The following is a 14290-nucleotide window of genomic DNA, read 5'->3' on the forward strand; positions in this document are numbered from 1 at the left end:
CGTTATGACTAATAAAGTTGTCACTATAACCTTGAACCCGGCTCTGGATTTAACTGGCAGTATGGCTCAGCTCAATGTTGGCTCTGTGAGTTTGGTAGAGCAAAGCTCCCTCCATGCGGCTGGTAAAGGCGTCAACGTTGCGAAAGTACTGAGTGAGCTTGGTGCTGATGTGACTGTTACCGGTTTTCTTGGCCGTGATAATCAAGAGCTGTTTTGCCAATTGTTTGATGAACTTGGGGTGCGTGATGAGTTCATCCGTATTGCAGGAGCCACACGCATCAATGTCAAATTGGTTGAACAAAATGGCGCTGTCAGTGATATCAATTTCCCCGGCATTTCAGTCTCCCAGACTGATATTGAAGCCTTTGAAGCAACCTTACTGCGTTTAGCACAAGATCATGATTATTTTGTTCTCGCTGGGAGTCTGCCAAAAGGAATATCACCGCAACGCTGCGCAGGATGGATTGCCCAATTGCGTAGCATGAATAAGAAGGTGCTTTTCGACAGTAGCCGCGATGCTTTGATGGCAGGGTTGGATGCCAAACCATGGCTCATCAAACCTAACGATGAAGAACTCGCCCAATGGTGTGGTCGCGAACTGTCGACATTAGCGGAATGCCAACATGCGGCATCTGAACTGGCACAAAAAGAGATTGAAAACATCGTCATCTCCATGGGAGCTGAGGGTGTGATGTGGCTAAACCAGAATGAATGGCTACATGCCAAACCACCCAAAATGCACGTGGTCAGCACTGTCGGAGCGGGCGATACACTTGTTGCCGGCTTATGTTGGGGACACATGCAACATATGGAAAAAGAACAATTGCTTCGTTTCGCTACTGCCCTATCTGCCCTTGCGGTAACGCAAGTCGGTGTGGGTATCAGCGATAGGGATCAACTCAATACTCTACAACAACAAATCAAAATATCCGCACTTCATCCTGTGATGAGTGCCTAAGGACAGAAGGTCGTGAATATGAAAATAGCCATCGTAACCGCATGCCCAAGTGGCGTTGCTAACAGCATCATCGCTGCAGGTTTGTTGCAGCAAGCTTGTAAAACATTAGGTTGGGAAGCCGCCATTGAGTGTCACTCCTCGGTGATCTCAGGTCAAACCCTGACTGAAGACGAGATTCGTACCGCTGATCTTGTGGTACTCGCTACCAATAGCACGCTGGATACTCAACGTTTTGTGGATAAAAAAGTCTATCAAAGCACTATCTCTGCTTGCACTTCTGATCCTGTGGCTTACCTTACTCAAGCAGCCGCACAAGCTACTGAACTGAGTGCTGATCAAGTAACACGCTATGAATCCCCTACTACAGCCACTGTGACTGCTAAGAAAATCGTCGCTATTACTGCTTGTCCTACGGGTGTTGCTCACACCTTTATGGCGGCTGAGGCTTTAGAAGCTGAAGCTACGCGTCAAGGCCACCAAATCAAAGTTGAAACTCGTGGTTCAGTGGGTGCAAAAAACCAACTGAGTGATCAAGATATCGCGGAAGCGGACTTGGTGATCATTGCGGCCGATATTGATGTACCTTTGGAACGCTTCCACGGCAAACAGCTTTACAAAACCAGCACAGGTTTAGCTTTGAAAAAAACGGCGCAAGAGATCAACAACGCATTTGCTCAAGCCAAAACCTTCTCTAGTACAGCAAATAGCAACAGCAGCGAAAAAACAGAAGAGAAAAAAGGTGTGTACAAGCACTTGATGACGGGCGTATCTCACATGCTGCCAGTAGTGGTTGCAGGTGGTCTTATTATCGCGCTCTCTTTCGTTTTTGGTATCGAAGCGTTTAAAGAAGAAGGCACCTTAGCTGCTGCTCTGATGCAAATTGGTGGTGGATCTGCGTTCGCTTTAATGATCCCAGTTTTAGCAGGTTACATCGCATTCTCGATTGCCGACCGTCCCGGATTGGCTCCTGGTTTGATTGGCGGCATGCTCGCCAGCTCAACTGGTGCGGGTTTCCTTGGGGGTATCGTGGCTGGTTTCTTAGCAGGTTACAGTGCGAAATTTATTGCGGATAAAGTCCAACTTCCACAGTCAATGGCTGCGCTTAAACCTATCCTGATCATTCCTTTCATCGCGAGCTTATTCACGGGTCTTGTGATGATTTATGTGGTGGGTGGTCCAATGTCCAGCATCATGTCTGGCATGACAACCTTCCTCAACAACATGGGTTCAGCTAACGCAGTTCTTCTGGGTATTGTGCTGGGTGCTATGATGTGTTTCGACCTTGGTGGCCCAGTGAACAAAGCCGCTTACACCTTTGGTGTGGGTCTGCTTGCTTCGCAAACTTATGCACCAATGGCCGCCATCATGGCAGCAGGTATGGTTCCAGCTTTGGGTATGGGGCTTGCCACCTTCATCGCAAAAGATAAATTTGAAGCGAGTGAACGTGAAGCCGGTAAAGCTTCGTTTGTTCTGGGTCTGTGTTTTATCTCTGAAGGTGCTATTCCCTTTGCAGCGAAAGATCCAATGCGCGTGATCCCAGCTTGTATGGCAGGTGGAGCAGTGACTGGTGCGCTTTCTATGCTGTTCGGTGCAAAACTAATGGCTCCGCACGGTGGTCTATTCGTACTCTTGATTCCAAATGCCATTAGCCCTGTATTGCTTTACTTAGTTGCGATTGCCGTCGGTACTGCGATCACAGGTTTCGGTTACGCTATGGTGAAACGCTCAGCACAAGCGAAAGTAGTTACCGCTTAATCCTCACCTGAGATGACAAAAAGCCAGTGGAAACCCACTGGCTTTTCTGTTTTTGATAAATCCAATTTAAGAACATCACAGAAACCATTACCGACTAAACTTAAGTTAATTTTCTTCAGTCAGCGGTAAGACCACCATGCAAAGTAGAGCTTATGAAGTTAGTGCAAACCAATCCGAACAACTTCGTGTTCAAGAGCTTGAACATTACCTCACTGTGATCGAAGAAGGAGAATCCGAGCTTCACTCGTTGGTTAATCTGCTCGCCAAGTTATGTAAGACACCCTTTGGCGGTGTCAGTGTGGTGGATAACAACACAGTTTGGATCAAAGCTCATTACGGCATCGAAGCTTCATGCCTACCTCGCGAAGGGGCTTTCTGTGCCGCAGCTGTGGATTGTAACCAAGATATTTTCTATGTCGAAAACACGCTGAAAGACTCTCGCTTTATCAATAACCCTCTCGTACAAAGTGCGCCACAGATTCGGTTTTATGCCGCTGCGCCGATTTTCAGCTCAACGGGTTTTGCGATTGGAACACTTTGGATCATGGATACTAAACCACTGCAAATATCCGATGAAATCATCGTCATTCTCCGCAGTCTCAGCACTTATTTAACGCATATTCTCTACAGCCAATATCGTTGTGAAGTGACCCAATTACCAAACCGACTCGGATTCATCCGCCGCCTTCAAGCTCAGATCAACCTTAATCCCGATCAAAAGGTGTTTGTGGGCACGGCACATATTCAAAAGATGAAATACTTAAGCATTATTTACGACAATGAAGTGAAAAACTCACTGATATTAGCTATGTCACAACGTTTAAGAAGCTTCCCTAATTGGACGTTGCTTTCTCACATTGGCGAGGGCAATTTTGCTTTTGCTTGGTTTGGAGAAGACAAACGCAGCGATGTAGAACGTCTGCTCGCAACACTGTGTGAACCAATCCCAATCAAAGACACTCTGGTCTCCATCACCGTTAACATCGGTATCACTTGTTCAAGCTCCGGCCAGTCTTCCTCGGTAGCGCTACTTGACCTTGCTGAATTGGCCTCACATGAATGGAATAAAGCGGGTATCGCAAACGTACACTACGAGCAAGCCGACTGTAACAATGCCATGATTATGGCCGTTAGAGCCTGTCTGCACACCGATAGCCTTGATAATTACATTACACCTTATTACCAGCCGCAGATTGACATTGCGAGCGGTGAGCTTGTGGGATTTGAAGCATTACTTCGCTGGCATAATCCGCAATTTCAAAACGTACCTTTACATCAGCTCTTTGAACTCATTGAAATCAATGGGATAGTGCCAGCCATCGATTTATTGATATTCAAGAAAGTGTGCGAGCATATCTCACAATGGCGAGCTTCAGGCCTCACTTTACCTAAGATATCGACCAATATTTCTAGAACCACTTTGCAGACCAACCAGTTAACCAATCAGCTACTGACGATTGCCGAAAAATATGGTCTGAGTCCCAACCTCTTTACCTTGGAGATTACTGAAAGTGGGGTTCCGCTTGAAGATCGCATCCTCTTCGAGCGCATCAACACTTTGCGTCAGGCTGAGTTTAACATTGCGATTGATGACTTTGGTACCGGCATGTCGAACATCGCAACGCTCAAGAACATTGATAGCCAATTGTTGAAAGTAGATCGGCAATTTGCACATGGTGTTTCAGCCAATGGGCATATTGCTGCGCTGTTAAGACTGATTAAAGGTACCGCAGATTCATTGAACATCGCACTACTTGTGGAAGGCATTGAAGAACAAGAGGATGTGGATTGGTTACGTTCTGCTGGAATAGATTTAGTACAAGGTTGGTATTTCGCCAAAGCATTAACCCCCGAACTCATACCTTCCGTGCTCAGTGAACTCCGCCAACAGCCAAAATTCCCTACCATTCAATTAAAAATCGAAAGTGTTAAACGAGTCTTTGAAAAATTAACTCATCAAATGTTGTTGCGATAAAAAAGCCTCTGATAACAGAGGCTTGAATGCTGTTTATTGCTTATCATGGATAAAGCGACGTGACACATCCACCACCGCTACATCCTTAAAGAAACTGCGACCAAGCAATAATGGATAAGTGAGGTGTGTGCGATCTGCCAACGTAAACTCCGTTTGCTCTTTCAAATCACCAATCTGAATCCACGCCACCACAACAGCACGACGTTGCGTTTTATCAGTACTGGACTGACGAATTCTCACCCAGCGCTCGACAGGCAAGCTCATTTCCTCACTGCGAATATCGTCATGCTCGATGCGGAATTTCACCCAGTCCTGTCCATCCCGTTCGAAAGGAACAACGTCCACTGCACTGATTGAAGAAGTTGTTGCACCGGTATCAATACGCGCTTTAAAACTCTCTTTTAAGCCCGGAATGTATGCCCACTCTTTCTCACCCAGAATGATTTTGCCATCGGAAGTGCGTTTCGCTGTGGAAAAATCGCCCTTCGATTTATCTTCTGTTTCCAGAGTATGTGCAGGCTCCAGAACAGGTAAAATCTCAGCCAAAGTGGTGTCATCAGCTGAAGCCGTTTCCGCTGATTCCTCTACTGGCTTGACTTGCTGTTCAGAAGTTTCCGGCTTTTGCTCGGATACATTAGTCGTTGGTGTGGTGGCACAAGCCACCAACCCGCTACTTAACATTAAAGACACTAACAACTTTAGTGGTTGACTCATATTTTCACCTAATCAAATACCACCCTTCCTGATTGGGTATGATTCTGTCATCTTCTTTTATGACACTCGAATAATCGAATTAGCCACGTATGGGATGTCTTTTTCAGTGAGCCCTGCGATATTGATACGTCCGTCTGCAACGCCATAAATCGCAAACTCCTCGCGTAAACGACTCATCTGTTCCGCCGAAAAGCCCAGTACAGTAAACATCCCTCTGTGGCTTTCGATGAAATCGAATTGTCGCGTATTGTGTTGATTTCTCAACTCATTACACAAATTTTTGCGCAGACTTAACAAACGTTGCTGCATTTCACTCAGCTCTTGCTTCCAAATAGCCGTTAGCTGTTCGTCCCTTAACACCGTCTTGACTAAAGCAGCACCATGATCGGGCGGCATCGTATACGTTGAACGAGCCAAGGTGAGCATTTTGCCACGCGCATTGGTGACATCCTGTTGATTTTTACCAATTACAATCGCGGCACCGGTTCGTTCACGGTACAAACCAAAATTCTTGGAACACGATGTGGTGATCAGCATTTCTTCCATGCGTTCAGCCATATAACGTAAGCCTTGTGCATCCTGATCCAGACCATCACCAAATCCTTGGTAAGCAATATCAACAAAAGGAATAAAGCCGTTTTTCTGCGCTAAATCCGTGATCGCTTGCCAAGCAGTAAAATCGATATCCGCGCCTGTCGGGTTATGGCAACAACCATGCAGCAAAACTACATCTTTGGGGCCCGCTTGCGCTAAATCTGCCAGCATTTGTTCAGCATCAACCATTTTGGTGTCACGGCTGAAGTAACGGTAGTACCGTACTTTCAGGCCTGCGGCTTCCATCACAGGTTTATGGTTCACATAGCTTGGATCTGTAATCCACACTGTGGTTTCAGGCTGAGCAACTTTCATTAAGTCACCGAGCATACGTAACGCGCCACTCGCTCCCGGAGTTTGAATGGCAATAGTACGCTCACTATCCAGTGTAGAACCCAACACCAGGTGCATCATGCTTTGGTTGAATTCTTCACAACCTGCAAGACCCACGTAGGATTTGGTTTTCTGGCTTGCAACCACTTTATCTTGCGCCATCGCAACCGCACGCATGATAGGCGTTTCGCCAAGACTGTTTTTATATACACCAATGCCTAAATCCACTTTTTCTGGACGTGGATCGTTTCGAAAGGCAACGGAGAGCGAAAGAATGGGATCTAGAACTGGTGCTGGTAAATGAGCAAACATGAAAGTCACAACCCTTTGAAATCCAAGTAACGACCTTCAAGTTAAACCAGATGAGCAAAAACAGAAAGGGATTTTTGAGTACAGCGCAGCAGAAAGACGGCTGCGCTTTTCCATTTTGATTACAGCTTGAAATGATGAATGATTTGATTGGCACTTCCTCGCCATTCAAGCATGGGATCGGCCAGAGCTTGTTCAAACTTACCGTCCACCAGCACATCCAGATAAGGCAAGAGCTGCTTTTGTTGCTCATTTAACTCATGCAACTGATACCCAGTCCATAACCAGATATCTTTGGTCGGGCACTCCTCTTTCACCCGACGCACAAGTTTAAGTACAGCTTCAAGGTTAGCTGGATGAAGAGGATCGCCTCCGGAAAGTGACAGCCCGCGCCGCTTGATCCGAGTATCATTCAAATCGGCGATAATACGATCTTCAAGCTCTTGGGTGTAAGGATGCCCTGATGACAATGACCAAGTACTTTGGTTGTAGCATCCTTTGCATTGATGCACGCAACCGGAGACAAACAGCGTGCAGCGTGTCCCCGGACCGTTAACCACATCAATCGGATAATATTGATGGTAATTCATAGTGTTACAGGTGTTTTACTCGGCGTTTGACTTCTTCCTGTTTACCTACGTTGAATGGACGAGCATCCGGGCTGCCCAAATATCCGCACACACGGCGTGTCACAGAAACTTTCGTTGGTTCATGGTTGCCACAGCGTGGACAAACAAAGCCTTTACTTGTGCAATCAAACTCGCCCGTAAAACCACACTCATAACACTCGTCAATCGGTGTGTTAGTTCCGTAATACGGTACACGGTGGTAACTGTAGTCCCACACATTTTCGAGTGCTTCAACGTTGCGTTGCATGTTCGGGAATTCGCCGTAGCAAATAAAACCGCCGCTCGACACTTCTGGATACGGCATTTCGAAATCGATCTTGTCGTATGGGTTTACTTTCTTCTGCACATCTAAATGGAAACTGTTGGTGTAATAACCTTTGTCGGTTACCCCTTCTACCACACCAAACTGTTTGGCATCGATACGGCAGAAACGGCTGCACAGGTTTTCACTTGGTGTGCCATACAAACTAAAGGCGTAGCCTGTTTCTTTCTTCCATTGCTCAACTGCATTTCGCAGATGCTGGATGATTTTTACTGCTTCTTCGCGCAGTTGTGCATCATCATAAACATGCGTTTGCTGGCCAAACAGCGCAATAATGGTTTCATGGACACCGATGTAGCCTAAAGAAATAGATGCGCGGCCATGTTTGAAAATATCTGCTATTGAATCGTTAGCTTTTAAACGTACACCACACGCACCTTCCATATACAGAATTGGCGCAACGCGGGCTTTCACGTTTTCCAAACGGTTAATGCGAGTATCCAATGCACGACGTGCTAACTTCAGCTTTTCATCGAGCAGTGCGTAAAACTTCTTCACATCGCCTTTTGCTTTAAGTGCGATACGCGGCAAGTTTAAGCTCACCACGCCAAGGTTATTACGCCCTTCATGGATCAACTCACCATTTTCTTCATAGGTGTTCAGGAATGAACGGCAACCCATTGGGGTTTTAAATGACCCTGTAACTTCTACAACTTTGTCGTAGTTCAAAATGTCTGGGTACATGCGCTTAGAAGCACACTCCAACGCCAGTTGTTTAATATCGTAGTTCGGGTCACCCACTTTATGGTTCAAGCCATCTTTGATCGCAAACACCAATTTAGGGAATACCGCTGTTTTACGATTTTTGCCCAAACCAGCAATACGGTTTTTCAGGATCGATTGTTGAATCAAACGGGATTCCCAACTCGTTCCTAAACCAAAACCGAAAGTAACGAACGGTGTTTGCCCATTAGCCGTGTGTAAAGTGTTAACTTCATATTCCAGTGATTGGAAAGCGTCGTAACACTCTTTTTCAGTGCGCACTTTAGCGAACTCTTCAGGGCTGCGGATATCCCACTCACGAGCAATCTCTAGATGCTTTTCATAGCTTGCGGTCACGTAAGGCGCTAAAACTTCATCAATACGGTTGATCGTGGTACCACCATAGATATGACTTGCCACTTGAGCAATGATTTGCGCAGTCACTGCGGTTGCGGTTGAAATTGACTTAGGCGTATCAATCTCCGCATTACCCATTTTAAAACCGTGTGTCAGCATGCCTTTGAGATCAATCAGCATACAGTTAAACATCGGGAAGAAAGGAGCGTAATCAAGATCGTGATAGTGAATGTCACCCTCTTCGTGCGCCTGTACGACATCACGTGGAAGAATGCGGGTTTTAGCGTAATGCTTAGCAACAATACCAGCTAATAAATCACGCTGAGTTGGGATCACTTTGCCATCTTTATTGGCATTTTCATTGAGCAAATCCGCATTGCTCTCTTGAATCAAACCTTCAATTTCTTGAGTTAGCTTGCTCTGTTTCTCACGCGCAACATCACGATCATGGCGATATTCAATGTATGAACGAGCTAATGCTTTGTACGGGCCTTGCATTAGCTCGTTCTCTACCAGCGTTTGAATTTCGGCGATGTGTACCTCTTCGTAACCTTTCAGCTTAAGCTCAACCGCTAGCGCGACATTGAGGGCATAAATGGCGATTTCTTGATCCGCATGGTCCGCTGCACTTTCCACAGCAGCTTGAATACGATCCTGTTGAACGGGGCTTTTGAGCCATCACGCTTGATTACGATAGGTTTCACCTTTTCTCCTTACCCAGCATACTCACAGAGTTATCCACAAATACACTATATAGGGCTAATTATTCTGCGACTGACACTATATGTTGTGGCGTATTTAACGAAATGCGTCAAGTGAGAGTATTGATTTAGATCAACGAAAACCGACCAATGAACAAGATCAATTCGATCTTATTGCAGAAGATCTCAAACCAGAAAGAAATGATGAAAACGATGATTTTTGTGATGTAACGAATTGACGCTGCAAAAACCTTAGTCGGCTTATTGCTGCCGCTTAGTGATCACTGCGAACTGATGCTTTATCTTGCTGAGAGAGGAAAACATTTAACGTTTCTTATACGGATTAATCTCTCATTTTTGAAGGAGTGTTACCAAACATTGAAAACTGTGCTTTATCGGTTGCACAAAATGAAAAAGAGCACCGCTTGGGTGCCCTCTCATATTCAAACCAATTTAGCTTACAGTTGAACATTCACTTTTGGGAAGTCAATGTCTGTACCAGCTACATGGTTGGCGTAGTTAGTGAAAGTATTGGCACTCACTTGTGCTAATACTTCAAATACCAGACCTTCATCCACACCTTGTGTACGTGCTTCTGACAGTTGTTCATCGGTGATCACGCCACGTTGTTTTACCAGAGAAACGGCTAGCTTCACCAAAGCATTGTCGAGTGCATTTTCAGCAGAACCCAGACGTGCAGTAATGATTTGCTCATCAGAAAGACCAGTGCTGCGGCTGATCATGGTATGTGCAGACAAGCAGTATTGGCATGCGTTAGCTTGACCAACTGCCAGAGCAATTAGTTCACGTTGTTTAGCTGTCAAACGACCTTGGTTTAGTGCTTCGCTGAATGCTAGGTAAGCATTCAGTACCGTTGAAGAATGCGCGACTGTCGCATACAGGTTCGGAACCATGCCAATTTTTTGTTTGATGGCATTAAGAGTTGCAGCAGCTTCACCTTGTGGGTTTGATACAGGGGTAATACGGCTCATGATAAGCTCCTTTATGTTTGTGATTTGTGTGTTTCAGTGAATTAACGCTGTGCATATTGACACAATTGAAAATACGAATTATCACTAAACATCCACAAATACACACAATACGTCTTATCTTATGGATGCACTATCAAGCTTGATTCAACATGCAGCTCCGAAAGCCAGCCTATTTTTCTCAGGCAATCTTTGCCAAAGCTCAGAGAGTGAAGAGCACGCGAATGGTGGGCAACTTCACTTATTACGCCGTGGTGAATTGGCGCTCCATCAAACCGGCAGCTCGGTACAAACCATCAGTGAACCCACACTCATCGTCTACCCTCGCGGTCGTCATCATCGCCTTCAGCCTCTGCATTTCAGTGGTTGTGATTTGGTCTGTGCTCGACTGACTTTTCGTGACTCTCCCCTATTTCGCGCGTTGCCAGACGCCCTAATCATTCCCTTAGCCAAGCTTGATGGGCTTGCTCCAACCATCAACTTGCTCTTTGATGAGGCATTCTCCCAACGCTATGCTCATAATGCTGTTGTCGCCAGTTTGCTGGATTTACTTTTACTGCTGCTTTTACGCCATTTGGTCGAACACAATCTGTGCGAGTCGGGCCTACTTGCGGCAATGACGGATCCCAAACTCGCCAAAGCTATCGAAGCGATTCATGCCAACCCAGATACACCGTGGACAATTGTAGACTTGGCTAAACTCGCGGGAATGTCTCGAGCCCAATTCGCGGCTCGCTTTCATCAGGTGATCGGCCAACCACCGCTAAGCTACGTGACAGAGTCACGTTTATTACTCGCACAGCAGCTATTGTTGGCAGGTCAGCCAGTTAAATTTATTGCTTTAGAGGTGGGATACAGTGGTGGAGTCGCTTTTTCTCGTGCTTTTGAACGTCAGTTTGGTTTAACCCCGACACGCTGGCTACAACACCAGAAAAACATAGGTACTGAGGCAATTGAACCAACAGAATAAACTGTTGGTTCAACTGAAACTCTCGTATTTCAGGGGGATGGACTATTGGATGTTGAGTTTATTCAGCAGTGAGGGATATCCCCACCCATTCTCACCCACTACAACCGTTTCACCAGTTAAATATTCATAAAGAGTGGGAGCTAGTGAGCCATTTTGCTCTGTTTGCAAAGCAGCATGGTTACGCCCAATAGGTGTTCCCCAAAAACCAAGAAATGCATCTTTTTCCAGATAGCTTTCACCAGCATGACGACCTGGCACTTTGGTGTTATAGCCAAGGCCCTCACGCGGGAAGAGGTTGATTGTTCCAGCACGATCCTCTTCATAAATAGCCGCTAACTGATTTACAGAATCTGGACGAGGGGTATAACGCGTGAGTGCACGCCACTCTGATTCATCACACCAACTGGCGATATCAGATTCCTGAGCTCGATAAAGACACTTATCCACGAGCTGTGCAAACTTTTCAAACTCTTGAGCTGTAGGTGCAGGAAGATATGGATTCAAAACCTGTACATCCAATAGCTGCGGCTTGCCTTCTACTGCAGAGTAAAACCGTTTATCACCCACTTGGCGGATAATTTCATCCACTCTTTCTCCATCTCGCATGCCAATCACACGCACAGCACAATCACCAATCGTGCAGGACGCTTCTCTCACCACTAAGTAGTCCAGTGTGTCGCCTAAGCGAATCATGCTTTCGTTGATAACATCAATTGGCTTAGCACTGTTTATTGGCTTCCATTGAGTCAGTTCATGAAAAACTGGCTGTGTTGCCCAACCAGAGGCGGAGTTGAAAAAGTCCAGCATGAAATTTCCCCCCGCAGTGGAAGCCACCACCACATCAACGGCTTTATAGCTCGGTGCATTGAGTGCGTTAGTTAATTTAGGGCCTTCACCTTCATCGGAAGAGATCTTATCCACCACGATCTGAACTCCCAATTTCTTTTGTAGAGGTTCAAAGATTTGCTTTTCAGGATTGAGCGAGTAATAAACCGGGGCGAGTCCATGATCACCCGCCATACCCCATAGTGTGCGATCATAAATTCCCGCTTTCTTGTAAGCTGCCTCGGTTTCTCTTAACCAGTAATCAAGTCGATTTAATTCACCGGTCGGCATAATTACTTCATCACTAAACGGCCCCGTAAAGTGCGCAAAATGGTCAGGCCATGGGTTATAAATCAAGGTGTAATCTGGCATGCCGTGAATATCAAGTTCAGCGTACTCTTTCAATTTTTGCCCAAGACGCTGCTTCAGAGTCACTCGGGTCATTAACGCCCATTTTGCTGTATTTCGATATGCCTGGACGGATTCGATTAAATCGGAGCGAAGCTCTGTTAACTTCAACTCCGCTTGCGCCCTCTCATTCAGCTCTCGTAAACAACGTTTTTCACCAAAATCACGCAGTGCTTCACCTGCGCCGAGGTTAATGAGTCCGTCATATGTAACATGTGCATTCCAGTCATATTGCCCGTTACAGTTGAGCGTTTTGAAATAATCGAGTCGATCAAACATAGTTCGAACGCCTTGTTCATTGACTAAGCGATCGAGCTGTAAGGCGTCGTTACCAAAAAAGTAATAAGCACGATCTTGCTGACGATCCACAAAATGGAAATTGGGAATGCCCGTTCCACCAGCCCCTGACACTTTGGCCCCTGTTTTGATGATCGGTAAATTGCGCACACTGATAGTTGGTGTTGATGAGATACCTACTTGCGCAATGCTTGAACGGTAGTTCTGATAGAGCTGTTTAAAAAATGGCAAATAGTAAGGATCATGATACGGTTGCTCAGCAAGCACCTCCATAAATCGCACTTGCTGCTCGTGTTCTGGCTGTTCGGTCGCTAATTTGCTTATGAATTGATCTGCTTGCTGATGTTTTTGGTAAGCCAGTTTGATAAACGGCTTTTGCGGATCAACCAAGCCTTCTAATAGACCTTGTTGTAATCCATCGACAGTGACTTGAACAGCAAAACGGCGCTGCTGCTGTGATTGCAAGAAAGCGACCAGTTGCTCGGGATTATTATCTAAATTCTCTATCAACCACTCTTGCAAACGTGCTGTACGCTCTTCTTGATAGAGATATTGCCGATAGCCTTTTAGAACATTCAAACGTACAAAATCAATCAAGCTAACCGTGATCGCTTGCGCTTTGTTATTAACTTTATCCGCATTTTCTGGTTTCGCATCCTCCAATACACCGAGGAGTGCGTTTTTCATCTCCCCCTCATCCATACCATGGGCCGTCTGGCGAAGAATATCCACCACCAGCGGTTGGATTTTTGCAACTAATGCTTTATCAGCATCGGTGTTGGATAAATATTGATACTGTGCTGGTAACTGTTTTATATCTCGCCACTCACCGATTTGGACGAGTGCGTCATACAAGGTCACCATAGTAGCAATGAATTGGCTATCGACTTTGATCCCTTCCTGGTGGGCTTGATCTTTCACATGAGAGGTCTGCTCACTCTTCACTTCTTCCCTAAGTTGGTAAAGGCTGTGCTCAAAGCCTTTCAATACCTGTTCATCATAAACACTTGATAAATAGCTTTTGAATTGATCGTCCGGTGCCATTCCACTGTAACGGTCATAGTACTGATAAAGAAAGTATCCCAGCGGAATGGCATATGTCGGGTCTGAGATCTGCTTAATAACCCGAGCTTTGGTCTTAACATCCAGTGGTAGCGTTAGAATGTAACTGTCTAAGGTAATGCCCGCGATTGTGAAAAGAGCTGTATCACGTGTTAAAACGGTAGAGTAGCTCAACGTGTTAACGATTTGTTTTTTGAAAACTTGCGCTGAGTTATAAACACTCCCCACAACAGGTATAGATTCAACCGTTGCATTGACCGAAAACGGCAGAAGCCCGAAGGCAATCGCTAAGGGCAGTTTTTTCCATTGATGTGTTTTGGGCGAGTTCATTATCATTCCAATATCAGAAGAGTGAGAGATGTTAAGGCTTTAGGGGTAAATACTCTGCCT

General features: G+C 45.7%; 9 protein-coding genes and 1 pseudogene. 4 read left to right on the forward strand and 6 right to left on the reverse strand.

Annotated elements, in window-relative coordinates:
- Positions 1 to 4 precede the first annotated feature (4 nt).
- The 3 genes from pfkB (at position 5) to D908_RS09085 (ending at position 4688) form a co-directional block, all read left to right on the forward strand.
- The gene (gene pfkB / locus D908_RS09095; RefSeq protein ID WP_005524661.1) at positions 5 to 958 is read left to right on the forward strand and encodes a 1-phosphofructokinase; all 954 of its coding nucleotides are present in this window, start codon (positions 5 to 7) and stop codon (positions 956 to 958) included.
- An 18-nt stretch (positions 959 to 976) separates the two neighbouring features.
- Positions 977 to 2713 (forward strand): PTS fructose transporter subunit IIBC, encoded by a 1737-nt coding sequence (gene fruA, locus D908_RS09090; protein ID WP_005524663.1) that lies wholly within the window; start codon positions 977 to 979, stop codon positions 2711 to 2713.
- Positions 2714 to 2849: 136 nt separating this feature from the next.
- Positions 2850 to 4688, forward strand: a complete 1839-nt coding sequence (locus D908_RS09085; protein ID WP_005524665.1) for a sensor domain-containing diguanylate cyclase — start codon at positions 2850 to 2852, stop codon at positions 4686 to 4688.
- A 33-nt stretch (positions 4689 to 4721) separates the two neighbouring features.
- Here the strand turns inward: D908_RS09085 and D908_RS09080 are convergent, their stop codons facing one another.
- From D908_RS09080 to D908_RS09060, 5 genes and pseudogenes are all read right to left on the reverse strand, one after another.
- Positions 4722 to 5402 (reverse strand): ATP-dependent zinc protease family protein, encoded by a 681-nt coding sequence (locus D908_RS09080; RefSeq protein ID WP_005524667.1) that lies wholly within the window; start codon positions 5400 to 5402, stop codon positions 4722 to 4724.
- A 57-nt stretch (positions 5403 to 5459) separates the two neighbouring features.
- On the reverse strand, positions 5460 to 6641 hold the full coding sequence (locus D908_RS09075; protein WP_000457370.1) for an amino acid aminotransferase: 1182 nt from the start codon (positions 6639 to 6641) through the stop codon (positions 5460 to 5462).
- A 119-nt stretch (positions 6642 to 6760) separates the two neighbouring features.
- Positions 6761 to 7228, reverse strand: a complete 468-nt coding sequence (gene nrdG / locus D908_RS09070; RefSeq protein WP_005524669.1) for an anaerobic ribonucleoside-triphosphate reductase-activating protein — start codon at positions 7226 to 7228, stop codon at positions 6761 to 6763.
- Between the two features lie 4 nt (positions 7229 to 7232).
- Positions 7233 to 9352: pseudogene (gene nrdD, locus D908_RS09065) on the reverse strand (anaerobic ribonucleoside-triphosphate reductase).
- A gap of 455 nt (positions 9353 to 9807) precedes the next feature.
- The gene (locus D908_RS09060) at positions 9808 to 10341 is read right to left on the reverse strand and encodes a carboxymuconolactone decarboxylase family protein (RefSeq protein WP_005524674.1); all 534 of its coding nucleotides are present in this window, start codon (positions 10339 to 10341) and stop codon (positions 9808 to 9810) included.
- A 121-nt stretch (positions 10342 to 10462) separates the two neighbouring features.
- Here D908_RS09060 and D908_RS09055 point away from each other — a divergent pair, with 121 nt between their 5' ends.
- Positions 10463 to 11308: an AraC family transcriptional regulator gene (locus D908_RS09055; RefSeq protein ID WP_005524676.1), complete on the forward strand. Its 846-nt coding sequence runs from the start codon at positions 10463 to 10465 to the stop codon at positions 11306 to 11308.
- Positions 11309 to 11350: 42 nt separating this feature from the next.
- On the opposite strand, the gene D908_RS09050 is transcribed toward D908_RS09055, so the two are convergent.
- On the reverse strand, positions 11351 to 14128 hold the full coding sequence (locus D908_RS09050; RefSeq protein WP_032467607.1) for an alkaline phosphatase family protein: 2778 nt from the start codon (positions 14126 to 14128) through the stop codon (positions 11351 to 11353).
- Positions 14129 to 14290: the final 162 nt, after the last annotated feature.

The organism is Vibrio mimicus CAIM 602 (genome assembly GCF_000338875.1).
Taxonomy (GTDB): Bacteria; Pseudomonadota; Gammaproteobacteria; order Enterobacterales; family Vibrionaceae; genus Vibrio; species Vibrio mimicus.

What these genes read in the sequence shown, in the direction of transcription:
- D908_RS09080 (WP_005524667.1), bottom strand. Translation starts at nt 5,402, where the DNA reads ATGAGTCAACCACTAAAGTTGTTAGTGTCTTTAATGTTAAGTAGCGGG.
- nrdG (WP_005524669.1), bottom strand. Translation starts at nt 7,228, where the DNA reads ATGAATTACCATCAATATTATCCGATTGATGTGGTTAACGGTCCGGGG.
- D908_RS09060 (WP_005524674.1), bottom strand. Translation starts at nt 10,341, where the DNA reads ATGAGCCGTATTACCCCTGTATCAAACCCACAAGGTGAAGCTGCTGCA.
- D908_RS09085 (WP_005524665.1), top strand. Translation starts at nt 2,850, where the DNA reads ATGCAAAGTAGAGCTTATGAAGTTAGTGCAAACCAATCCGAACAACTT.
- D908_RS09075 (WP_000457370.1), bottom strand. Translation starts at nt 6,641, where the DNA reads ATGTTTGCTCATTTACCAGCACCAGTTCTAGATCCCATTCTTTCGCTC.
- pfkB (WP_005524661.1), top strand. Translation starts at nt 5, where the DNA reads ATGACTAATAAAGTTGTCACTATAACCTTGAACCCGGCTCTGGATTTA.
- fruA (WP_005524663.1), top strand. Translation starts at nt 977, where the DNA reads ATGAAAATAGCCATCGTAACCGCATGCCCAAGTGGCGTTGCTAACAGC.
- D908_RS09055 (WP_005524676.1), top strand. Translation starts at nt 10,463, where the DNA reads ATGGATGCACTATCAAGCTTGATTCAACATGCAGCTCCGAAAGCCAGC.